Origin of the sequence: Streptomyces naganishii JCM 4654 (assembly GCF_014650575.1) — a bacterium.
Taxonomy (GTDB): Bacteria; Actinomycetota; Actinomycetes; order Streptomycetales; family Streptomycetaceae; genus Streptomyces; species Streptomyces naganishii.
In genome coordinates, this window is the sequence record NZ_BMVF01000024.1 from 48005 (window position 1) to 70504 (window position 22500).

The 22500-nt window shown below is 74.3% G+C and carries 21 protein-coding genes; 8 read left to right on the top strand and 13 right to left on the bottom strand.

Annotated features, from left to right (window positions below):
- Nucleotides 1-78: 78 nt before the first annotated feature.
- From IE217_RS30610 to IE217_RS30635, 6 genes are all read right to left on the bottom strand, one after another.
- Nucleotides 79-1404, bottom strand: coding sequence for a hypothetical protein (locus IE217_RS30610; protein WP_190181214.1), 1326 nt, complete (start codon nt 1402-1404; stop codon nt 79-81).
- Nucleotides 1401-2561 (bottom strand): hypothetical protein, encoded by a 1161-nt coding sequence (locus tag IE217_RS30615; RefSeq protein ID WP_190181215.1) that lies wholly within the window; start codon nt 2559-2561, stop codon nt 1401-1403. Before IE217_RS30615 ends, IE217_RS30610 begins: the two co-directional genes overlap by 4 nt.
- The gene (locus IE217_RS30620; RefSeq protein WP_229865701.1) at nt 2558-3481 is read right to left on the bottom strand and encodes a COG1470 family protein; all 924 of its coding nucleotides are present in this window, start codon (nt 3479-3481) and stop codon (nt 2558-2560) included. Before IE217_RS30620 ends, IE217_RS30615 begins: the two co-directional genes overlap by 4 nt.
- A gap of 34 nt (nt 3482-3515) precedes the next feature.
- Nucleotides 3516-4250, bottom strand: coding sequence for an LPXTG cell wall anchor domain-containing protein (locus IE217_RS30625; RefSeq protein ID WP_190181216.1), 735 nt, complete (start codon nt 4248-4250; stop codon nt 3516-3518).
- Nucleotides 4251-4454: 204 nt separating this feature from the next.
- Nucleotides 4455-5003, bottom strand: a complete 549-nt coding sequence (locus IE217_RS30630; protein ID WP_190181217.1) for an ATP-binding protein — start codon at nt 5001-5003, stop codon at nt 4455-4457.
- A 313-nt stretch (nt 5004-5316) separates the two neighbouring features.
- Nucleotides 5317-5694, bottom strand: a complete 378-nt coding sequence (locus IE217_RS30635) for an STAS domain-containing protein (RefSeq protein WP_030164158.1) — start codon at nt 5692-5694, stop codon at nt 5317-5319.
- 241 nt (nt 5695-5935) lie between these two features.
- Here IE217_RS30635 and IE217_RS30640 point away from each other — a divergent pair, with 241 nt between their 5' ends.
- Entirely contained in the window at nt 5936-6823 is an 888-nt protein-coding gene (locus IE217_RS30640; RefSeq protein ID WP_190181218.1) for an RNA polymerase sigma factor SigF, read from the top strand.
- A gap of 170 nt (nt 6824-6993) precedes the next feature.
- Nucleotides 6994-8670, top strand: coding sequence for an RICIN domain-containing protein (locus IE217_RS30645; RefSeq protein ID WP_190181219.1), 1677 nt, complete (start codon nt 6994-6996; stop codon nt 8668-8670).
- Between the two features lie 95 nt (nt 8671-8765).
- Here IE217_RS30645 and hutI read toward each other — a convergent pair whose 3' ends face one another.
- The 4 genes from hutI to hutU are packed head-to-tail and all read right to left on the bottom strand — an operon-like array spanning nt 8766 to nt 14297.
- Nucleotides 8766-9962, bottom strand: a complete 1197-nt coding sequence (hutI, locus tag IE217_RS30650; protein ID WP_190181220.1) for an imidazolonepropionase — start codon at nt 9960-9962, stop codon at nt 8766-8768.
- A 38-nt stretch (nt 9963-10000) separates the two neighbouring features.
- Entirely contained in the window at nt 10001-11350 is a 1350-nt protein-coding gene (locus IE217_RS30655; protein ID WP_190181221.1) for a formimidoylglutamate deiminase, read from the bottom strand.
- Nucleotides 11347-12582, bottom strand: coding sequence for an allantoate amidohydrolase (locus IE217_RS30660; protein WP_190181222.1), 1236 nt, complete (start codon nt 12580-12582; stop codon nt 11347-11349). The genes IE217_RS30655 and IE217_RS30660 overlap by 4 nt, the downstream gene beginning before the upstream one ends.
- The gene (gene hutU, locus IE217_RS30665; protein ID WP_190181223.1) at nt 12579-14297 is read right to left on the bottom strand and encodes a urocanate hydratase; all 1719 of its coding nucleotides are present in this window, start codon (nt 14295-14297) and stop codon (nt 12579-12581) included. Before hutU ends, IE217_RS30660 begins: the two co-directional genes overlap by 4 nt.
- A gap of 217 nt (nt 14298-14514) precedes the next feature.
- On the opposite strand from hutU, the gene IE217_RS30670 reads away from it, so the two are divergent.
- The 5 genes from IE217_RS30670 to IE217_RS30690 all read left to right on the top strand — a co-directional run bounded on the left by IE217_RS30670 (nt 14515) and on the right by IE217_RS30690 (nt 18246).
- Nucleotides 14515-15942 carry a type III PLP-dependent enzyme domain-containing protein gene (locus IE217_RS30670; RefSeq protein WP_373298167.1) on the top strand — a complete coding sequence of 476 codons (1428 nt, stop codon included), beginning with the start codon at nt 14515-14517 and terminating at the stop codon, nt 15940-15942.
- 170 nt (nt 15943-16112) lie between these two features.
- Complete coding sequence (locus IE217_RS30675) at nt 16113-16505, top strand: hypothetical protein (RefSeq protein ID WP_190181224.1); 393 nt, start codon at nt 16113-16115, stop codon at nt 16503-16505.
- On the top strand, nt 16502-17335 hold the full coding sequence (locus IE217_RS30680; protein ID WP_190181225.1) for a transcriptional regulator: 834 nt from the start codon (nt 16502-16504) through the stop codon (nt 17333-17335). The genes IE217_RS30675 and IE217_RS30680 overlap by 4 nt, the downstream gene beginning before the upstream one ends.
- 13 nt (nt 17336-17348) lie before the next feature.
- The gene (locus IE217_RS30685; RefSeq protein WP_190181226.1) at nt 17349-17852 is read left to right on the top strand and encodes a roadblock/LC7 domain-containing protein; all 504 of its coding nucleotides are present in this window, start codon (nt 17349-17351) and stop codon (nt 17850-17852) included.
- Between the two features lie 19 nt (nt 17853-17871).
- The gene (locus IE217_RS30690) at nt 17872-18246 is read left to right on the top strand and encodes a roadblock/LC7 domain-containing protein (protein ID WP_190181227.1); all 375 of its coding nucleotides are present in this window, start codon (nt 17872-17874) and stop codon (nt 18244-18246) included.
- Nucleotides 18247-18254: 8 nt separating this feature from the next.
- Here the strand turns inward: IE217_RS30690 and IE217_RS30695 are convergent, their stop codons facing one another.
- Nucleotides 18255-18839 (bottom strand): hypothetical protein, encoded by a 585-nt coding sequence (locus tag IE217_RS30695; protein WP_229865703.1) that lies wholly within the window; start codon nt 18837-18839, stop codon nt 18255-18257.
- Nucleotides 18840-18972: 133 nt separating this feature from the next.
- Complete coding sequence (locus tag IE217_RS30700) at nt 18973-19815, bottom strand: MurR/RpiR family transcriptional regulator (protein WP_190181228.1); 843 nt, start codon at nt 19813-19815, stop codon at nt 18973-18975.
- 383 nt (nt 19816-20198) lie between these two features.
- Between IE217_RS30700 and IE217_RS30705 the strand changes: the two genes are divergently transcribed.
- A complete protein-coding gene (locus IE217_RS30705) occupies nt 20199-20630 on the top strand; it encodes a hypothetical protein (RefSeq protein ID WP_190181261.1) in 432 nt (143 codons plus the stop codon).
- Between the two features lie 379 nt (nt 20631-21009).
- Here the strand turns inward: IE217_RS30705 and IE217_RS30710 are convergent, their stop codons facing one another.
- Complete coding sequence (locus tag IE217_RS30710; protein ID WP_190181229.1) at nt 21010-22401, bottom strand: cystathionine beta-synthase; 1392 nt, start codon at nt 22399-22401, stop codon at nt 21010-21012.
- Nucleotides 22402-22500 lie beyond the last annotated feature (99 nt).

Here is a 22500-nt window from a genome sequence, read left to right on the forward strand (position 1 = left end):
GCGTCCCGCCGAGCCCACGGAGGGCCACCGCATCCCCTCGGACGCGGTGGCCCTCCGGCCGTATCCGGGACGTGCCGGCTAACGGCCGCGGCGGCGCGGCATCAGCGTGAACACGGCCCCGCCGAGCAGGATCGCGGTGCCCGCGACCAGGCCGAGGGCCTTGAGGGCGCCGTGGTCGTCGGCGCCGGTCTGCGCGAGGCCGCCGCCGGACGACGTACCGCCGCCGCTGCTGCCGGACGCTGCGCCGCCGGCCGAGCCGCCGGTCGAGCCGCCGGTCGACTGGCCGCCGGAGGCTCCGCCCGGCTGCCCGGTGGTGTCCAGGGTCAGGGAGTCCTCGGTCCTCGCGGGGGTGCAGGTCGTGGTCGTGCCGAGGGCCTCGATGGTCAGGACGCCGGGCGAGAGGGTCGAACGGCCGCTCGCGCCGGGCTTGTACGTGCCCGTCAGGTCCGGGATCTCGATGGGGTCGCCGGACTTGATGGGCGCCGCGTTGGCCGGGCCGGCCACGTGCACCGTGCCCTTGTCGGCGCCGCCCAGGACGACCTCCATGGAGGGCTTCACGGAGCCCGCGGGGATGTCGGCGGGGCTGTTCATCACCGACTTCTTGAACCGCACGGTGAGGCCGAAGTCACCGCCGCTCCTCTTCGCGTCGACCTGCACGGGCGAGACCGCGTTCCTGTCGCCGATGGGCGTCTTGCACTGGTAGGGGACCTGGACCTCCTTGCCCTTGAAGTCGGTGGGGCCACCGCCGCCCGTGTCACTGGGGGCGGGCGACGGGGAGGTGACCGTCGGGGTCGGGGTCGGTGTCGGAGTGGGGGCCGGGGAGCCGCTGCCGCCGCCCGGTCCGCCGCCGCTCGCGTCCGTCACCTTGATGGTCGCGCCCGGCTGCACGGCCTCCTTCGGGGAGCACTTGGTGTCCGTGGAGATCGGCCGGCTGACGTTGATGTCGTACGCGTCCGGCGTCAGCGTCACCTCCCCCGCCGCCGTCAGCTTCAGCTTCCCCGTCATGTCGGACAGCTTCATGTCGCTGTTCTTCGGGATGGGCGGGTTGGAGCGCGGGCCCTCCATGGCCACGGACGCCGTCTGCGCCCCGGCCGCCCTGAGGGTGCCGGTCGGCTTGACGGTGTCCTTGCCCAGGTCGAGGACGTCCGGGTTCTTGGCGGCCGCCTGGACGAACTTCCAGGTGACCGTCACCTCGTCGCCGACCTTGGCCTCGGCGGGCGCGGTGATCTGCACCTTGGTGGTGCCCTCCACCGGCGGCAGACCGGAGATGGCCGGCGGGACGCACTCGGTGCTGTACGAGACCTCGGCGGCCTGGGCCGTACCGGCGCCCAGGCCGAGCAGGGCGCCGGCCCCGCCGAGCGCCAGCGCGAGGCAGGCCGGGGTGACTCTCCTTCGCGTTCTCACGTGGGTCCCTTCCTGGTGGGAGCCGCGGGGTCGGTGGGGTCCTCGCGGCCCGCGCGGCTCGTCGGGGTGGTGTGGTGCGGTGCGGAGAGCCGGCCGGCGGCGCCCGGATCGGAGTCCGGGGTGAACCACGGCAGGGTCGAGGTGGGGGAGCCGTCCCCGGCGGTACGCGAGCGTGCCGGGCGCGGGGCCGGCGCGGTGAGGCGGGACGCGAACGCCGCGAGCGACCGTGGGCCCAGGGTCCGGCCCGGTCCCGGCTCGATCGGGCGGGAACGGAGGCGATGCGGGCGTACCCGGTCCACCACGGCCATCCCGGCGCGGAACAGCGCGCCCGGCACGACCAGGCCCAGCAGGACCCAGAACAGCGTCACACCCCAGGGACGGCCCACGCCCCACGGCTGCTCGGCCAGCACCCGGCCGCCGTACCTGAGCGAGACGGTGTAGTCGCCGTGCGCCCCGGCGGACAGCTCCACGGGAAGCGTGACCCGCGCCCTGCCGCCGGGCGGGATCGTGCCGCGCCACCGCTGGTCGTCCCACTGCGGGGCGAAGACGGCGTGGGAGGTGCCGACCTGGAAGACGGGGTCCTTCACCGTGGTCGGCCCGACATTGCCCACGGTGAAGGCGAGGGTGCGGGAGGGCGGCGCCCCGAACCAGGTCAGCAGCCCGCTGGAACCGTCGAGTTCCGTGTCGCTCAGGATCGACAGCCGCCCCTCGCCGGTCACTTCGGCGGGCAGCGGCTCCACGGCGTGCCCGGCGACCTGGAAGATCGCGTCGGCGTCGGCCCGCGTGCCGGTCACTGTGGCCACGTGCACCACGCAGGGGCAGGGCACCGGCGGCTCGGCCACGGGCAGCCGGCGCTGGAACCGGCCGCCCGCGTCGGTGGTGACGGCCCGGCCGTCGGCGTTGGCGCAGGAGTTGGTGCCGCCGATGACGCCACGGGACGGCACGGACCGCCCGCAGATCAGCAGCATCAGCAGGGTGCGCGGCCGCCAGCCGCTGCCCGTGACGGTGATCGAGCCCCCGGTTCCCGCCTGGGAGGCGGACAGCGTGACACTCGGTCCCCCGGCGGCCGCCGCGGGGCCCGCGAGGGGCGCCAGGAACAGCGCGAGCAGCACCAGTACGGCCGTGAGTCCCCGCGAGGTGCGCGGCCCGCCGTTCACCTCGCCGCTCCCGTCAACTCGGCTCGCGCGGGCGCCGGTTCGCCGTCCTCCGCGCGGCCCGGCCGACGGCGCCCGCGCCGTCGTACGGTGAACAGCGCGCCGCCCGCCAGCGCCGCGCCCCCGCCGGTGCCTGCCGCCAGCGGTCCCCACGGCACGAACCACGCGGACGTGCCCGTCGTGTCGTGCGCGCCGCCGGGGGCGGTCACCGTCAGCCGCACCCGCACCGCGTCCAGCGCGGGCCGGCCGGGCCACGGCTCGCTCAGCCGCAGCCGGCGGCCCGGCTCCAGCCTGACGGGCAGGGCGCGCGGGGCCCGGTCCAGGACCGTGCCGAGGACGCCCCGCGCGTGCACGGCAAGGCGCGGTGCGAGGACCGTCGTACCCCGGTTGACCAGCTCGTACGTGATGCGGTCACCGCGCACGGCCACGTGTTCGACGGTCAGCGCGGCCAGCGCCGGTCCGGCGGCCCGCAGTCTGATGCGCACGGTCGCGCGGTGGCCGTCGCCGTCGAGCGCGCCGATCGTCCCGGCGAGGTCGCCGGGCGCCCCGGTGCCGGGCACAGTGATCGTGAACGGCGCGTCGGCGCGGGTGCGGGCGGGCACCCGTATCTCGGTGCGGGCCGGGACGACCGGCAGGCCGGTGCCGCGCAGCCGTACCGTGACCGGTGCGGCGCCCCGGTTGGTGACCGAGACCGCGTCCTGGAGGACGGTGCCGGGGGCGCCCTCGGCGTAGAACGCGGGGCGGCCGCCGCCCGCCGGAGCCAGGGACCAGCCCGGTCCGGCCGCGGCCGGGGTCCCGGTGGCCGCGGTCGCCGGGACGGCCGCGGCGACCGCTCCGGCGACCGCTCCGGCGATCGAGAGGATCGGCAGGCGGAACAGGCGGAGCACCCGGGACGGGTGCGGGACGCGGGCGGTGGACGGCATCGGCGGCTCCGGCACTCGTGCCTCGTCGGGGATGTCAGCGGCGTGCGCGGGCCGCCGGCTGGCCGCGCCGGGTCAGCCACAGCGCGCCCGCCGCGCCGGCGAGCAGCACGGTGCCGCCGAACGTGCCGAGGGCGACGGCGGAGTCCTCGGGGCCGGTCTGCGGCAGCTGCCCGCCGGATCCGGCGCCGCCCTGCGCGCTTCCGGCGGATCCGCGCGAGCCCGAGCCGCCCGAGGCCGAACCCGAGCCGCCCGGGCCGCCCGCCGCCGTGACGCCGAGGGTGAGCGACGGACCGGGGCTGTTGGTCGGGGAGCACGTGGTCGTCGTACCGAGGGCCTTGATGGTGAGAACGCCCGCGGTGAAGGTCACCTTGCCCGTCTTGCGCGGGGTGTAGGTGCCGCTCAGGTCGTTGATCTTTATCGGGGTGTTGGCGGGGATGGCGGCCTGGTTCGCCGGGCCCGTCACCGACAGGGTGCCGCTGTCCGCGCCGCCCAGCCGGATGGTGGCGCTCGGGTTCATCGCGCCCTTGCCCAGCTCGACCGGGCTGGAGGAGACGCCCTTCTGCCAGGACATGGTGATGCGGTAGCCGCCGCCACCGCGCACGCCCTTGATGTCGATGGGCGAGACGGCGCTCTTGACGCCGATCGGCGTCTGGCAGCGGTAGTCGACGTCCACGACGTCGGCCCGCGCCGTGGGGGCGCTGAGCAGCACCGCCGAGCCGGCCAGGGCCGCGGCGGACACGAGCGCGGCGGTTCGTTTCTGGTTCGGCACGGGCCACCTCGTTCCTGACGGCACATCAGATCGGCCGTCAAGGTACGCCCGGGGCCTTGCCGAGGGAAGACACGATGCGCCCCGGATCCGTGGGGATCCGGAGCGCGGAAGGGAAAGGCCGGGTGAAAGAGTGACCGCGGGTAACCCGAGGCGGGGCGGCCGCCCCGGGGCGACCGGCCCGGGGCGGGACGATTCGCCGGGGACCTACGCCGGTGCGCCGAGCTCCGCCCAGACCTTCTTGCCGGCCACGCCGGGGGTGCGGACCACTCCCCAGTCCAGGCACAGGCGCTGGACGATGAACATGCCGTGGCCGCCGGGACGGCCCGCGCGGTGCGGGGTGCGCGGTGCGGGCTGGCCGGTGCCGCGGTCGGACACCTCCAGGCGGATCACCTTGCGGTCGCAGGTGATCTCCAGCTGCTCGGGTCCCTCGGCGTGCAGGCAGGCGTTGGTGACCAGCTCGGAGACCACGAGGAGCACGTCCTCCGCCGCGGCCCGCCGGTCGGCGGTCGCGGCGGGCAGCCAGCCCCACGCGTACAGCGCCTGCCGGGTGAAGTCGCGGGCGAGCGGCACGACGCCGCTCTCGCCGTCGAAGCTCAGTCTGCGGACCTGACGACCCCCCGACGACGCCGCGGGCGCGGTCGGCGCACCCCCGGCGGACACCGCTGTCCCCGGCGTGTCCCCTTCGGACGCCCCAGAAGCGCCGCTGGGCTCCGGGCCGCGGTCGCCCGGCGAGTAGGGCCGGGTGGTGCTCATCAGCGCTTCACCTCACCGATTCACCAGTTCACGATTCAGAAGTCTCTACACATGTCACCGCGCACGCCGCGCACGCGCCGCCGCCGCGCCCGCCGCTGCACGCGCCACCGCGTACGTACGAGGTACGTACGCCGGCACCCACGCCGTTCGGCCGCTGCCCGGATCCCGTTCTGGCCGCCGATCCGTTCACAGCATGTCTCCTGCCCGACCGATCCGCCCGGACACCCCCGTTTTCGGCACACGGGGCCCCACGCCCGGCGGGTGCCGGTCGGGGAGGTACGGAGGAGACACGTCGTCGGCCCGCGAGTCCGGCTCAGCCGGTCTCGTCGGCCAGGGCGTCCTCGAGTGTGTCGTGCACACTGAAGACGGCGTCCGCCCCTGTGATCTCGAACACGCGCGCCACCACCGGAAGCATCCCGGCGAGGTGCACGCCCCCGCCGGCCGCCTCGGCCTTCAGCCGCGCGCCCAGCAGTACGTTCAGCCCGGTGGAGTCGCAGAACTCCAGGCGCGAGCAGTCCACCACGAGCCGCGACCGCCCCTTGTCGAGGCACTCCTCCAGCGGCTCGCGCAGCAGGTCGGCCGTGTGGTGATCGAGCTCACCCGCCGGCGTCACCACGGCACTGGAGCCCTCTTGCCGCACCTCGACCAGAAGTCGGCCCGACTGTGCGCTGCCGACCGTCCCGCGGTCCATGCCGTCTCTCTCTCCCGGGGTCTTGGCTGCCTGACTGACGCCCTCGAACACTACGCCCTTCCCACACCACTCCGACACCCGAACAACCGCACACAAACGGACATACCCACACATAACGCACTTGCGGTGGTGTTGGGAAAGCGGGTAGGGCTAGTAGAGACACGTACCCGACACGGCCGGCTTTGGAGGCGCCGCACACCGCAGTGCACGAACTGGCTTCGGCAGCCATATGCCGAGAACGATGGAGGACATCATGTCACCCCGGCTCGACGCATCGCATACCCGGAGGGCGACGTCGGCATACCCGGCGGGCTGGACCGGCGCCCCGGCCGGCCTCCCGGACATCCCCCCGTACGACGAAGTGGCCCCGGACGACGCCCGGGCGCTGTCCAAGACCCTCTTCGAGCGGCTGGAGTCCCTCGAGGAAGGCAGCCACGAGTACTCGTACGTCCGCAACACGCTCGTCGAACTCAACCTCGCCCTGGTCAAGTTCGCCGCCTCCCGCTTCCGCTCCCGCAGCGAGCCGATGGAGGACATCATCCAGGTCGGCACGATCGGCCTGATCAAGGCGATCGACCGCTTCGAGCTCTCGCGTGGTGTGGAGTTCCCCACCTTCGCGATGCCAACCATCATCGGTGAGATCAAGCGCTTCTTCCGCGACACCTCGTGGTCGGTGCGCGTCCCGCGCCGGCTCCAGGAACTGCGGCTCGACCTCGCCAAGGCCGGCGACGAGCTGGCCCAGCGGCTGGACCGCGCCCCGACGGTGGCGGAGCTCGCCGAGCACCTCGGCCTGAGCAACGACGAGGTCGTGGAGGGCATGGCCGCCTCCAACGCGTACACCGCGTCCTCGCTGGACGCCCAGCCCGAGGAGGACGACTCCGAGGGCGCGCTGGCGGACCGCATCGGCTACGAGGACCACGGGCTCGAGGGCATCGAGTACGTCGAGTCGCTGAAGCCGCTGATCGCCGGGCTCTCCTCCCGGGACCGGCAGATCCTCTCCCTGCGGTTCGTCGCCAACATGACCCAGTCGGAGATCGGCGAGGAGCTCGGCATCTCGCAGATGCACGTCTCGCGGCTGCTCTCCCGGACCCTGGTGCGGCTGCGCCGGGGACTGACCCTCGAGGAATGACCGGTGTGACACGAGGTGTCCGTCCCCGCCCCTGAACGGCGCCGGACGGACCCCCCGGTTACCCGCGGGAACCCCTTTTCCGCCTCCGCCCCGCACCACTAGGGTCACCCCCCAAACTGGCCGGTACGTCAGGACTGGGAGCCCGGCCGGGGGCACGAGGAGGCGGGTGGATGGCTCGGGCCGACGGGACCGGCGACGAGGCCGAGTCCGGGGACACGGGCGGCGAAGGAGCGGACTGCGGGACGAACGCGTCCGACGCGCGTCTGACCGCGCTGCTGCGCGCCGGCTCCCCGATGGTCTATCCGGCGCTGCGGGAACTGCGTGCCCGCCACCGACCCCGCGTCCTCGCCTACGCACGCAGGTGCACGGCGAGCGACTCGGCGGCGGCGCAGCTCGCGGCGCAGGCGTTCACGCTCGCCGCGCGCGAGACGGCCCGCGGGGTGGACCAGGGCGTCCCGGTGCGCCTGCAGCTCCTGCTGCTGACGGGGCGCCTGGCCGCGTCGTGGGCGCGGGACGGCCGGTCCGGCGGCCTGGACTCCGGGCTGCTGCTCGTGCTGAACACGGCCGGCGGCGAGGGGCCCGTACCGCCGCTGCTCGGGGCCTTCCAGTCGCTGCCGCTGCGCGCCCAGGGCCTGATCTGGTACCGGGTCGTGGAGCAGGAGTCCGAGGAGCGGACGGCCGCGTACCTCGGGGTGACCCGGCAGGACGTCGTCCACGAGACCCCGCGGGCGCTCCAGGCCATGGCCCAGGCGTGTCTGCGGACCCGCCTCGCCGCCTCCGACGACCCTCGCTGCGGCGACTTCCGCCGTCTGATCGAGGAGTCGGTACGGCCGGAGAACCCCCGTACCAGCATCGATCTCCAGGCGCACATGGCCTACTGCGGGCACTGCACGGCCGCGTTCGAGGAGCAGTCCGCCCTGCGCGACCACCCGCGCACCGCCCTCGCCGAGGGCCTGCTGCCCTGGGCCGGCGCGGCCTACGTCAGCCTGCGACCGGCCGGGGTGGGGCCGGCCGACGGCACCGGCGCGGGACCGGGGAAGGGCGGCGGAGGGGGCGGGGCCGGGACCGGCGGCCCGGACGCGGACGGCACCGGGACGGCTTCGCGGTCGACGAGGGCCCGGGCCGGGGGCCGGACCTCCGCGTGGCCGCCGTCCCGGCGCTACATGCTGGCCTCGGCGGCGCTCGGCGTGGCGCTCGCGCCCTTCCTGATCTTCGCGCTCACCTCCAGCGGCGGTACGCGGTCCCAGCGCTCGGCGGGCGCGGTCACCACCCCGCCCGCACCGGCGCCGCGGGTCACGGTCACCGCGACGGTGCCCGGCCCCACGGTGACGCCCTCCCCCTCGGCCACCTCCCGGCCGCCCTCGCCGAACCCCGAGCCGCGCCCGAGCCGTACGGCCCGTCCGGCGCCGACGCCCACCCCGACGCCGTCGCCCACGCCGTATCCGCCGGGCGCCTCCTACGCGCAGGTGGTCAACGTGGCCACGGGCCGCTGCCTGGACGTGGCGGGCGACTTCGACAACGGCACGGACGTGGACCTGGAGCCCTGCGGCTCGGCCGGCACCCAGCGCTGGCGGGTGGACGCCTCACGCGGGGTCGTGCAGTCGGCCGCGGACCCCGACTTCTGCCTGGACAGCCGCGGCTCCGTGGACAACGGCGTCGGCATCTGGCACTGCGACTCGGTCGACGGCAGGAACGGCCGGAACCTCACCTTCACCGTCGACCCGGACGGCGTGATCCGCCCGGCGATAGCCCTCGAGACCGGCCTCACCCCCCACTCGGACGGCAGCCTGTCCTTCGACCCCCTGACCGGCGGCACGGCACAGCGATGGCAGGCGGGGGCGGCCTGACGGGCCGGACGCACCCGACGGATCTGTAGCGGCCGACGCGGGCCGGACGGGCCTGACGGACCTGTCGGCGGGGTCCGGTCCGCGCGTGGCGCCGGTCAGACCTCGCGTACGCCCCGGCGCCAGACCTGGGTGACCAGGGGGACGCCCGGGCGGTAGGCCAGGTGGACGTGGCTCGGGGCGTCGAGGACGGCGAGGTCGGCGCGGGCGCCGGGGGCGAGACGGCCGACGTCGGTGCGGCGCAGGGCGGCGGCGCCGCCCGCGGTCGCCGACCACAGCGCCTCGTCCGGCGTCATGCCCATGTCCCGCACGGCGAGCGCGACGCAGAACGGCACCGACGAGGTGTACGACGAGCCCGGGTTGCAGTCGGTGGACAGGGCCACGGTGACCCCGGCGTCCAGGAGGCGGCGGGCGTCGGGCCACTGGGCGCGGGTGGAGAACTCGGCGCCCGGCAGCAGCGTGGCGACCGTGGAGCTGTTGGCCAGGGCGTCCACGTCCGCGTCCGTGAGGTGGGTGCAGTGGTCGGCGCTGGCCGCGTCGAGCTCGACGGCGAGCTGCACGCCGGGGCCGTGGGAGAGCTGGTTGGCGTGGACGCGCGGGTGCAGTCCCCTGGCCTTGCCCGCGGTGAGGATCGCGCGGGCCTGGTCGCCGTCGAAGGCGCCCTTCTCGCAGAAGACGTCGATCCAGCGGGCGTGCGGGGCGCAGGCGTCCAGCATCTCGCCGGTGACCAGGTCCACGTAGGCGGCCGGGTCCCCGGCGTAGTCGGGGGAGACGATGTGGGCGCCTAGGTAGGTGACCTCGTCGGTGTGGCGGGCGGCGATGCGCAGGGCCCGGGACTCGTCGGCGACGGTCAGGCCGTAGCCGGACTTGGTCTCGAAGGTGGTGGTGCCCTGGCGCAGCGCCTCGGCGAGGTGGCGGGTGAGGTTGGCCTCCAGTTCCGCGTCGCCGGCGGCGCGGGTGGCGGCGACGGTGGTGCGGATGCCGCCGGCGCTGTAGGCGCGGCCGGACATGCGGGCGTTGAACTCCTCGGTGCGGTCGCCCGCGAAGACGAGGTGGGAGTGGGAGTCGACGAAGCCCGGGATCACCGCGCGGCCGCCGGCGTCGACACGGTTGTCAGTGGCGGGTGCTTTCCTTGACTCACCGGTCCACACGACCCGGTCGCCCTCGATGACGACGGCCGCGTCCCGGACCAGACCGAGAGGGGAACCGTCGCCGAGGGAGGGGTCGTTGGTGACCAGCGTGGCGATGTTGTCGATGACGGTGCTCGCACCGGTGCTGCTGCTCGCGCTGCTCATGGTGTCGGTGTCCGTGTCCTTCGGGATGACGGTGGGATTCAGCCGCGCAGGGCTTCGACGGCGGCGCTCAGCGCCCGCGGCACATCGGGCACGAGGGCGTGGACTCCGTCGCGCACGACGTGCCGTCCGGCCACGACGGTGTGCCGCACATCGGCCGCCGTCGCCGCGAATACGGCAGTCTCGGCGCCCAGCCTGGGCAGTGTCCCCGCGGTCCTGACGGAGTCCAGCGCGATCGTCGTGAAGTCGGCGAGCGCGCCCGGGGCGAGGCTGCCCGCGTCGCTCCAGCCGAGCGCCGCGTGGCCGTCCGCGGTGGCCGCGCGCAGCAGGGCGGCGGCGGTCCAGTGGCCCCGGCTGCGGGTGCGCAGCCGTTCGTCCAGCTCCATCGCGCGCGCCTCTTCGAGTACGTCGACGACGGCGTGGCTGTCGGAGCCGAGGCTGAGCGGGGAGCCGGCGCGCTGGAGGGCGACGGCGGGCCCGATGCCGTCGGCCAGGTCCCGTTCGGTGGTGGGGCACATGCAGGTGCCGGTGCCCGAGCCGCCGAGCAGGGCGATGTCGTCGCCGGTGAGGTGGGTGTTGTGCACGCCGGTGGTGCGCGGGCCGAGGACGCCGTGGTCGGCGAGGAGCCGGGTCGGGGTGCATCCGTGGGCCTGGAGGCAGGCGTCGTTCTCGGCGGTCTGCTCGGACAGGTGCACGTGGAGCGGGGCCCGCCGCTCCTCGGCCCACCGCGCCACCGTCGCCAGCTCCCGCGCGGGCACGGCCCGCACCGAGTGCACGGCGGCGCCGATCCGCGCGTGATCCTGCTCCTTGAGAACTGAACAGCGTTCGGCCCAGGCCTCGGCGCTCCCGTCGGAGAAGCGGAGCTGGTGGGTGCCGGGAGGCTGCCCGAAGCCGGCGGACAGGTAGCAGGTGTCCAGGAGGGTGATGCGGATGCCGGCCTCGGCGGCGGCCGCGATCAGGGCCTCGCCCATCACGTTGGGGTCGGCGTACGGGGTGCCGCCGGGGGCGTGGTGGACGTAGTGGAACTCGCCCACGGCCGTGATCCCGGCCAGCGCCATCTCCGCGTACACCGCGCGGGCCAGCGCGTGGTAGTTCTCCGGGGTGAGCCGGTCGGCGGTGGCGTACATGACCTCGCGCCAGGTCCAGAAGGTGCCCGAGCCGACCTGGACGGTGCTGCGCAGGGCGCGGTGGAAGGCGTGGCTGTGGGCGTTGGCGAGGCCGGGCAGGGTGAGGCCGCGCAGGGGCTCGGCGCCCGGCGGCGGGGCGCTCACGTCCGGGCGGAGGGCCACGATGCGGCCGTCGTGCACGTCGAGGGCCACGCCCGGCTCGACGTGCGTGCCGAGCCAGGCCTGCTCCAGCCAGTACGTCCGTGTCCGCTCGGTGGGGGTCACGTGCAGGCCAGTCCTTCCAGTACGTCGGCGAGTGCGCGCACCCCGGCCACGCAGTCGTCCTCGGCCGCGAACTCGGCCGGGGAGTGCGAGACGCCGGTGGGGTTGCGCACGAACAGCATGGCGGTCGGGATGCTCCCGGAGAGGATTCCGGCGTCGTGTCCGGCGCCGGTGCCCAGGACGGGTACCCGTATCTCGCGGTCCCTGCCGTCCCCGCCGCCCGTGCCCAGGATGCGGGCGAGCTCGTCGCGCAGGGCGTGGTCGAACTCGACGACCGGGGTGAAGGACTCGCGCACCACGTCGAGGTCGACGCCGTGCGCGGCGGCGTACTCGCGGGCCGCCTTCTCGATGCCGGTGACCACGGTGTCCAGGGTCGGCTGGTCGGCGGCGCGGGAGTCGAGCCAGCCGCGCACCAGGGACGGGATCGCGTTGACCCCGTTCGGCTCCACGGCGATCTTGCCGAAGGTGGCGACGGCGCCGGCGAGTGCGGCCTCGCGGCGCGCGGCGAGCACGGTCTCGGCGTACGACAGCATCGGGTCGTGGCGGTCCACCAGCCGGGTCGTGCCGGCGTGGTTGGCCTCGCCGCGGAAGTCGAACCGCCAGCGCCCGTGCGGCCAGATGGCGCCGGCCACGCCCACCGCGTCCCCGGTGAGGTCCAGGGCGCGGCCCTGTTCGACGTGCAGTTCCACGAAGGCGCCGATGCGGGCGAGCCGCTCGGGGTCGGGGCCGATGGCCTCGGGGTCGTAGCCGGCGGCCTCCATGGCCTTCGGCAGGGTGACGCCGTCCGCGTCGGTCAGCCGGTGCGCCTGCTCGACGGTGAGGTGCCCGGCCGTGAGCCGCGACCCGACGCAGGCGAGCCCGAACCGCGCGCCCTCCTCGTCGCCGAAGTTGACGACCGCGAGGGGCTTGGTGAACCGCGCTCCCCTGGCGCGCAGTTCGTCGAGGGCGGCGAAGGAGGAGACCACGCCGAGGGGTCCGTCGAAGGCGCCGCCGTCGGGCACGGAGTCCAGGTGGGACCCGGTGACGACGGCGTCACCGGCGGCCGGGTCCCCGAGCCAGGCCCACTGGTTGCCGTTGCGGTCGGCCTCGTAGGCGAGCCCGCGCGACTCGGCCTGCTCGCGGAACCAGGCGCGGCACTCCGCGTCCGCTCCGGTCCAGGCGAAGCGCCGGTAGCCGCCGGAGGCGAAGCTGCGGCCGACCGGCAGCAGCTCCGCCCACATGCCGTGGAAGCTCAACGCTCCTCGCCCTCGCGCATCGGGACGCGCACGCCCCGCTCGCCGGCGACCGACTCGGCGATGTCGTACCCGGCGTCCACGTGCCGGATGACGCCCATGCCGGGGTCGTTGGTGAGCACGCGCCGGATCTTCTCCCCGGCCAGCGGGGTGCCGTCGGCGACGGTGACCTGGCCGGCGTGGATGGAGCGGCCCATGCCGACACCGCCGCCGTGGTGGATGGAGACCCAGGAGGCGCCGGAGGCCACGTTCACCATGGCGTTCAGCAGCGGCCAGTCGGCGATGGCGTCGGAGCCGTCGAGCATGGCCTCGGTCTCGCGGTACGGGGAGGCGACGGAGCCGCAGTCGAGGTGGTCGCGGCCGATGACGATGGGCGCATGGAGCTCGCCGGCGGCGACCATGTCGTTGAAGCGCTCGCCGGCCTTGTCGCGCTCGCCGTAGCCGAGCCAGCAGATGCGCGCGGGCAGGCCCTGGAAGTGGACGCGCTCACCGGCCATCTTGATCCAGCGGGCCAGGGACTCGTTCTCCGGGAACAGCTCCAGGATCGCCTTGTCGGTCTTGGCGATGTCGGAGGCCTCGCCGGACAGGGCGGCCCAGCGGAAGGGGCCCTTGCCCTCGCAGAAGAGCGGCCGGATGTAGGCGGGGACGAAGCCGGGGAAGGCGAACGCCCGGTCGTAACCGGCGAGCTGGGCCTCGCCGCGGATGGAGTTGCCGTAGTCGAAGACCTCGGCGCCGGCGTCCTGGAAGCCGACCATGGCCTCGACGTGCCGGGCCATGGACTCGCGGGCGCGGGTGGTGAAGCCGGCCGGGTCCTTGGCGGCGGCGTCCGCCATGTCCTCGAAGTCCACGCCGAGCGGCAGGTAGGACAGCGGGTCGTGGGCGGAGGTCTGGTCGGTGACGATGTCGATGGGCGCGCCCATGGCGAGCAGCTGCGGGACCAGCTCGGCGGCGTTGCCGAGGACGCCGATGGACAGGGGCCTGCGCTGGTCGCGGGCCTCGGTGGCGAGCTGGAGGGCGTGGTCGAGGGAGTCGGCCCTGACGTCGAGGTAGCGGTGCTCGATGCGGCGGTCGATGGCGCGCGGGTCGCAGTCGACGCAGATGGCCACGCCGTCGTTCATGGTGACGGCGAGCGGCTGGGCGCCGCCCATGCCGCCGAGGCCGGCGGTCAGGGTGATCGTCCCGGCGAGCGTGCCGCCGAACTTCTTCGCGGCGACGGCGGCGAAGGTCTCGTAGGTGCCCTGGAGGATGCCCTGGGTGCCGATGTAGATCCAGGAGCCGGCGGTCATCTGGCCGTACATGGTCAGGCCGAGGGCCTCCAGGCGGCGGAACTCCTCCCAGTTGGCCCAGTCGCCGACGAGGTTGGAGTTCGCCAGCAGCACGCGCGGGGCCCACTCGTGCGTCTGCATGACACCGACCGGACGCCCGGACTGGACGAGCATGGTCTCGTCCGCCTTGAGGGTCCTCAGCGTACGGACCATGGCGTCGAAGGAGCGCCAGTCCCTGGCGGCCTTTCCGGTGCCGCCGTAGACGACGAGCTTGTCGGGGTGCTCGGCGACCTCGGGGTCGAGGTTGTTCTGGAGCATCCGCAGCGCGGCCTCCTGCTGCCATCCCAGGGCGCTCAGTTCCGTACCGCGCGGGGCTCGGACACCACCAGGGGGCGGCCCGTAGGGCCTCGTTTGAGGGTGGTGGCGGGAGACGGGCGGGCGGGGTCCTGACATGGTCTGCCTCCTGAGGGATGGGTTCCCCGGCTGCGGGGTCCGGCTGATTGTTGCTGCTGTTATTCACATCCTGACCCGCTGAATATAACTAGTCAATACGTCGGCGCGTACGGCACGGGCACGCCCCGGGTGTTTGGCTTGGGGCATGGCTGCCGGCATCGACGGGACGGGGGACGACGGCATGGGCGAGGGCACGGGTGAAGGCATGCGCGAGGGCATGGACGACGGCACGGGCCACAGCGTCGGCGACGGCGTCGGGGGGCGGCGCCACGGTGACGGGGCGGGCCCCGCGGACCGGGCGCGGGCCCGGCGGCGGGACGAGGCGGTGCGGGCCGCGGTGGAGTGCGGGCTGCTCGGGCCCGGCACGCCCCTGGTGGGCCTGCTCGACGTGCGGGGCATCCGGGAGTCGGCGGCCGCACTGAGGGAGGCGTTCGAGGCGGTGGTGGCGCCGGGCACCCCGGTCCTGCACGCCTTCGCGGTGAAGGCCACCCCGCTCGTGCCCGTGCTGCGGCTGCTGCACGAGGAGGGCGTCGGCGCCGAGGTGGCCAGCCCCGGCGAGCTGGCGCTGGCCCGCGCGGCCGGGGTGCCGCCCGCCGCCACCGTGCTCGACTCCCCCGCCAAGACCGGGGCCGAGCTGCGCGAGGCGCTGGAGCTGGGGATCGCCGTCAACGCGGACAACCCCCAGGAGCTCGACCGCATCGACGCCCTCGTGGGGTCCTGCCCCTCCCCCCGCTCACCGCTGGGTATCCGGGTGAACCCGCAGGTCGGCGGGGGCTCCATCGAGGCGCTGTCGACGGCGACGGCCACCTCCAAGTTCGGGGTGGCCCTGCGCGACGAGGGGGCGCGCGAGTGGGTGGTGCGCGCCTGCCTGGACCGCCCGTGGCTGACCCGGCTGCACGCCCACACCGGTTCGCAGGGCATCCCGCTGTCCCTGATGGCGCAGGGCGCGGCCCGCACGTACGCGCTCGCCGAGGAGATCAACGCGCGTGCCGGGCGGCGGCAGATCGACACCCTCGACATCGGCGGCGGCCTGCCGGTGAACTTCGGCTCGGAGGCGACGGCGCCGACCTACGCGCAGTACGCGCGGCTGCTGGCCGAGGTGGTGCCGGGACTGTTCGACGGGCGGTACGGGCTGGTCACCGAGTTCGGCCGGTCGCTGCTGGCCAAGCAGGGCACGGTGGTGGCGCGGGTGGAGTACACCAAGAGCGCCGGCGGGCGGCCGGTCGCGGTGACGCACGCGGGCGTGCAGGTGGCCACGCGCACCGTCTACGCGCCCGGGGCGTGGCCGCTGCGGCTGGCCGCGTACGACGCGAAGGGGCGGCCCAAGAGCGGGCCGGAGGCGGTGCAGGACGTGGCCGGCCCCGCCTGTTTCGCCGGCGACCTGCTCGCCGAGGCCCGCGCGCTGCCGCTGCTCGAACCGGGCGACCATGTGGCGGCGCTGGACACGGGCGCGTACTACTTCGCGCACCACTACGCCTACAACTCCCTGCCCCGGCCGGGCATTTACGGCTTCGCCCCGGACGGCTCGGGCGGGGTCGCCTTCGCCACCGCGCGCGAGCCGCAGGCGCCCGAGGAGATCGTGACGGAGGCCGGAGGGGCGCACGCCTCGGCGCTCACCACCCTGCGCGCGTCCGGGCGCCCTTGAGGCACACCGACAGCACCGGGTGCAACTGGTGTGAAACACGGGTCAGTTGACCCACATTAGCCCCTCGGTCGCATGTTCCACCGGAAAATGCCGTAACCCCCCTGACTTTCGCACACGGTGCGTAGCGTCGGCATCACTCAGCCGAAACCCCAGGCGGGAGGGGAACAACGGTGCCCGGAATCGACGAGTGCCTCCTGGAAGCCATGCGGCTGCCCGGTGCCAGAGGCGCCGCGCTGGTCGACTGGACGAGCGGTCTTGCCCTGGGCACCGTGGGCGAGTCCCCGGGCGGCGACCACGAGACGACCGCGGCGGAGGCCGCCGAGCTGGCCCGGCTGGCCGCCGAGCACGGGGCGTTCGCCTCCGCCGACGACCCCGGGGGCGAGCGGCCCCCGGTCGAGGACCTCATCGTCAGCAACCGCGACAGCTACCACCTGCTGCGCTTCGTGGACACCTCCTTCGACAGCAGCGTGTTCCTGCACCTGTGGCTGGCCCGTTCGGACGGCAACCTGGCCCTGGCCCGGATACGCATGGGCGAGATGGCGCAGCGGCTGGTGCTGGGATGACCGTGGTCGACACTCCCCCGCCCCGCCTGCCGGTGCGGCACCGGGCGGTCGCCGCCGAGCGGGCCTGGGGCGGCGTCTCACCGATGCTGACCCGGCTCGCCGCCGAGCAGGCCACCGGCGTCCTCGTCCGCGAGCGCGGCACCCTCTACCTGGACGAGGGCCGCGTCGTGCACGCCGAGAGCCCGCTCTCCCCCGGCCTGGACGCACTGCTCACCGCCAACGGCACACTGGGCGCCGACGCCTGGCGTGACGCCCTCTCCCGCGCCGACGACCAGCGGGGCGCCGCCCACCTGCTGCTGGCCGGCGGCCATCTGACCAAGGGCGCCCTCCAGCTCTGCCACCTGAGCGCGGTCTACGACGCCGGGTACTTCGCCCTCGCCCCGAGCAGCACCCCGGGCCGCTTCCGCTACGGCATCGCCCACCGGATCGGCCCGGTCCTGCCCGTCCCGGTCTCCGCCCTGGAGCGCGAGACGGTCCGCCGCCGCGGCCTGCTGCACCGCATCTGGCCCGACACCCGCGCGGACAGCTCCCCGCTGGTGCGGACGTACGCGACCGCGGCGCCACGGCTCACCGCGCGCCAGCACGCCCTGCTGGAGCTCGTCGACGGCACCCGCACCGCGCCCCAGCTGGCCCGGGCGCTGGGGCGGCAGGCCTTCCACACGCTGGTGGACGTCCGCCGCCTGGTGGCCGCCGGGCTCATCGCACCCCGGCAGGTCCCCGAACGGGAGGCGACCGCACCGGCGCCCGCCCTCGCCGACCGCCTCGCCCACACCACCGACCCCCACATCACGCTGCTGAAAAGGCTCAGGGATGCGCTGGAGGCCCTTTGAAAGGAGACACCGGATGGCAGCCGAGCCCGAGATCCTGGACGAACTGCGCCGACTGAGGGCCCGCGTCCCACAGCTCACCGGCGCCCTCGCCGCGAGCGTCGACGGCCTGGTCCTGGCCCACGACACCCCGGGCGTGGAACCGGAGAGCGTGGCGGCCCTGACCGCCACGGCGCTCGGCGTCGCCGTGCGGATGGCGGACGTCACCGGCCAGGGCGACCTGCGCGAACTGCTCGTGCGGGGCGTCTACGGATACGTCGCCACCTACGCGGCCGGCCGCACCGCCGTGCTGACGCTGCTCGCCCAGGACCGCGTCAACGTCGGCCGGCTGCACCTGGAGGGCCGCCGGGCCGGCGCCCGCATCGGCGAACTCGTCGACGCCGAGGCGACGGCGCGCGACGCCGGCAAGGCCGCCGCCAGGACGGCGAAACCGGCGGCCAGGACCGCCGCCCCACGGACCAGAACCACGCGCGCGCCCCGCACCACGGGCACCAGCGCGCCCACCACCACCGAAAGTTAGAGAACAAGGAGACCCGGCCATGGCCAACACCGAGACCTGCCTGAAGGAATGCCTCGCCTCGATCGAGGGAGCGACCGGCGTAGCCCTGGTCGACTACACCAGCGGAATGGCGCTGGGCACGATGGGCGGCAGCAAGACCTTCGACCTGAACGTCGCCGCCGCCGGCAACACCGACGTGGTACGGGCGAAGATGCGCACCATGGAACACCTCGGCCTCAAGGGGCAGATCGAGGACATCCTGATCACCCTGAACGACCAGTACCACATGATCCGCCTGATCAGCGGCCGCGGCGGCAACGGCCTCTTCCTCTACCTCGCGCTGGACGCCAAGCGGGCCAACCTGGCGATGGCCCGCCACCAGCTCAAGAGGATCGAGGAGGACCTGGAGGTCTGACCCGCAGATCACACGAGCGCAGTGGTGCGGCGGCGCGCCCCGCCCGGGGCGGCGTCGCCGGCCGCGATGCCCGTACTGCGGTACGCCCTGACGGCCTTGCCCGCCGGGCGTCCGCCACGCCGGTCCAGCCAGTCGACGCGCACCCACAGCAGCGCGTCCCCGGCCCGTTCCAGCCGGCCGATCCAGGCAGCCTTCAGCCGCAGCCCGCAGCCGGCGCCGGCCAGCAGCAGGCCGCCGGCCGCGGGCGCCGCGAAGGCGCTGCCGAGCGCGGCGAGGAACGCGAGCAGCAGCCACCAGCGGTGTCCCCGCCGCCAGTTGCGGACGCCGACCGCGCGGTCCTGGAGGACGTCGTACCGGCCCGCCCGGGCCGTTCCGCGGGCGAGTTCCCGGTAGCGCCGCCGCCGCACGCACGCCACGGCCGCCGCGCCCGTCAAGAACAGCGCGGCCCCCGCGAGCACTCCGATACGGCGCCCGGTCAGCCCCGGCACCAGCAGGCCGAGGCCCGCCGCGAACACCCCGGACCACCACATGGGCGCGGCCCCGGCGCGTACGACGACCGCCACCCGAACCAGTCCCTGACCTCCGCGTGCCACGTGCCGCCTCCTCCTCGTCCTGCCGTCCGGCACAGCCAGTCGGGGCGGGAGGTTAGCGGCCGTTGGTGAGACGAGTCTGAGAGCGGGCAGGCACGGACAGCGGGCAGGCCCCGGCGGTCCGGCCCCGGCGGGGCTACTCCACGAACAGCCCCCGCGCGGCCGCCGTCGCGTCGAACTCCTCCAGCCGGGCCTGCGCTTCGGGCAGGTGGTCGCACATGGCCTCCAGCAGCACCCGCCCGAGCAGCATCGGCGCGCACGCGGTGTCGAAGGCGAGCCCGGTGCCGACGGCAGCCGGCAGCAGCAGGTCGGAGTACTTCGCCACCGGCGCGAAGGCCGAGTCCGCGACGGTGACCACGGTCAGGCCCGCGTCCCGGGCGTAGGCGAGGGTGTCGACGACCTCGCGCGGGTGCCGCGGCAGCGCGAAGCACAGCAGCGCCGACGCCCCGGCCCGCACGGCGCCGTCGATACGGTCCTGGATCATCGTGCCGCCCTCGTTGAGCAGCCGTACGTCCGGGTGGACCTTGCCGGCGAAGTACGCGAAGCCGTAGGCCTGGGAGGCGGCGGCCCGCAGGCCGAGGACCGGCAGCGGGCGCGAGGCGGCGAGGACCTGCCCCGCCTGCCGCACCGGACGCGGGTCGGCCAGCGCCTGGGCCAGGTGCCGCAGGTTCTCGATCTCGGCCTCGACGGCCTGCTGGTACTCGTTGTACGCGGTCGCCCGCTCCGCCGGCTCGACGGGGGCGACCTCGCGCAGGTGCCGGCGCAGCGCCGGGTAGCCGTCGAAGCCCAGGGCGACGGCGAAACGGGTCACCGACGGCTGGCTGACCCCCGCCAGCTCGGCCAGTTCGACGCTGGACAGGAACGGCACGTCGGCGGCCCTGCGCACCATGCTGTGCGCGATGCGCCGCTGCGTCGGCGTGAGCCGGTGCCCCTCGAAGAGCGCCTGCAGCCGCGCGGCAGGACTGTCCGTCACGCTCATGTCGTGCTCCCCCTCCAGAAGTCGTCGACGACCCGGGAGAGTACTCCCCGACCTGTTCCTATTCAGACAACTAGAACTCTGCATGACCTCATGCAGCGCGGGCAAGGGATGGACCAGGCATCGACCAAGTGTCGCCAAACAGCTACCAAACGTGACAATCCCTGTGCTAATCGTGAACGGACGCACCTCGCAGACCCCTGAGGAGGCGTCAGGGCCCACCACCCCGGGCCCGTCCGACGGCCACCGCCGTCGGCGCCGTGCCGGACCGCAGCCCCGGCCGGCCGCCGGCGGCGGCCGGCCTTCCGCTCCACCCCCGCCCGACTGGGGGGCTAACCCCAGTGCGGCCGCCACCACGGCTCCCTAGCCTGGTCGGCATGACCGGTATGGACGCGCGTGACGCCGACCTGAAGAAGGAACTGGACGCCACCCTGCAAGCCCGCAGGGAACTGGGCGAGGAGTACGAGTCCGCGCTCGTCGACTCGTTCCTGGAGAAGGTCGACCAGCGCATCGACGGCGCCGTCGAGCGCAGGGTGCGCCGGCAGTTCGCCGAGCAGCGGATGACGGCGGCCCGCGACTCCCGCACGCCCAAGGCCACCGACTCCTGGGGCGAGCGCTTCGGCTTCGGCATCGTCTCACTGGTCCTGGCCGTACCGCTGTCCGCGATCGGCGGCGGCATCGCCCACCTGCCCGGCCTGATCGCCGCCTGGGTCGGCATCGTCGGCGTGAACGCCGTCCAGGCCGCCCGCACCAACCCCGGCCTGTTCAGCGGCAGGGGGCGCCGGGCCGGCAAGGACGGCGACGACTGGGAGGACTGAGCGGACCGGGCGGGCCGGGCGAACCGAGCAGGCCGGGCGGACTGAGCGGGCCGCGCTGGCCGCGCCGACCGGGCGGCTTGTGCGCGGGGACCGCCGCACCCCCGTGACCGGGGGGCGGGACGACGGCGGTCCCCGCGGCGGACGCGGGCCGGGTCAGGGCCGGGCCGGCGCGTCCGAGGCGTCCATGGAGGTCCGGGAGCCGCTCCGGAGGTTCATGGCGCCGTACCACGCCGACGGGTCAGGGAAGCCTCCCCCAGTGCTTGACGCCTGGGTGGTACGCCCACCTCCCCGCCGACGCCACCAATGTGCCCGACCCGTGTTAAGCGGGTGCTGCGCGAACATGACGCGCTCGTACCACTTCGGCGAAGCCGCGGCCGGGTTACTGCTTGCCGCCCTTGGCCAGGAAGGACAGCAGGTCCTGCCGGCTGACCACACCGGTCGGCTTGCCCTCCACCAGCACGATCGCCGCGTCCGCCGCGCCGAGCACCGTCATCAGGTCGGCGACCGGCTCACCCGAGCCGACCTGAGGCAGCGGGGCGGACATGTGCTTCTCCAGCGGGTCCTCCAGCGAGGCCCGCTTGGTGAACAGCGCGTCCAGCAGCTCCCGTTCGACCACGGAGCCGACGACCTCGGCCGCCATGACGTCCGGGTGACCGGCGCCCGGCTTCACGATCGGCATCTGCGAGACGCCGTACTCGCGCAGCACCTCGATGGCCTGGCCCACGGTCTCGTCCGGGTGCATGTGGACGAGGGAGGGGATGGAGCCGCCCTCCTTGTCGCTGAGCACGTCGCCGACGCGGGCGCTCGGGCCCTCGTCCTCCAGGAAGCCGTAGTCCGCCATCCACTCGTCGTTGAAGATCTTCGACAGGTAGCCGCGCCCGCTGTCCGGCAGCAGGACGACCACCACGTCGTCCTCGCCCAGCCGCTCGGCCACCTTCAGCGCCGCGACCACGGCCATGCCGCAGGAGCCGCCGACCAGCAGGCCCTCCTCCTTGGCCAGACGCCGGGTCATCTGGAAGGAGTCCTTGTCGGAGACGGCGACGATCTCGTCGGCGACCGTGCGGTCGTAGGCGGTCGGCCAGAAGTCCTCACCGACGCCCTCGACGAGGTACGGACGCCCGGAGCCGCCGGAGTACACCGAGCCCTCGGGGTCCGCGCCGACGACCTTCACCCTGCCGTCGCTGACGTCCTTCAGGTAGCGGCCGGTGCCGGAGATGGTGCCGCCGGTGCCGACGCCCGCCACGAAGTGGGTGATCCTGCCCTCGGTCTGCTCCCACAGCTCGGGACCGGTGGAGTGGTAGTGCGAGAGCGGGTTGTTGGGGTTGGAGTACTGGTCGGGCTTCCACGCGCCCGGCGTCTCGCGCACCAGCCGGTCGGAGACGTTGTAGTAGGAGTCCGGGTGCTCCGGCGCCACGGCCGTCGGGCACACCACGACCTCGGCGCCGTACGCGCGCAGCACGTTGATCTTGTCCGTGGACACCTTGTCCGGGCAGACGAAGATGCACTTGTAGCCCTTCTGCTGGGCCACGATGGCGAGGCCGACGCCGGTGTTGCCGCTGGTCGGCTCGACGATCGTGCCACCCGGCTTGAGCTCGCCGCTCTGCTCGGCGGCCTCGATCATGCGCAGGGCGATGCGGTCCTTCACGGAGCCGCCGGGGTTGAAGTACTCGACCTTGGCCAGGACGGTCGCCTTGATGCCCCTGCTGACGTTGTTGAGCTTCACCAGCGGGGTGTTGCCGACGAGGCTGATCATCGAGTCGTGGAATTGCACCGTTGTCTCCGGTTGCTGCAAAAGATGCGGTCGTAGTGTGCCGCCAGCCTAAGGCCAGGGCCCTGCCGGGGGCGGGCGTTCACTCCCCGTCGAGATTGG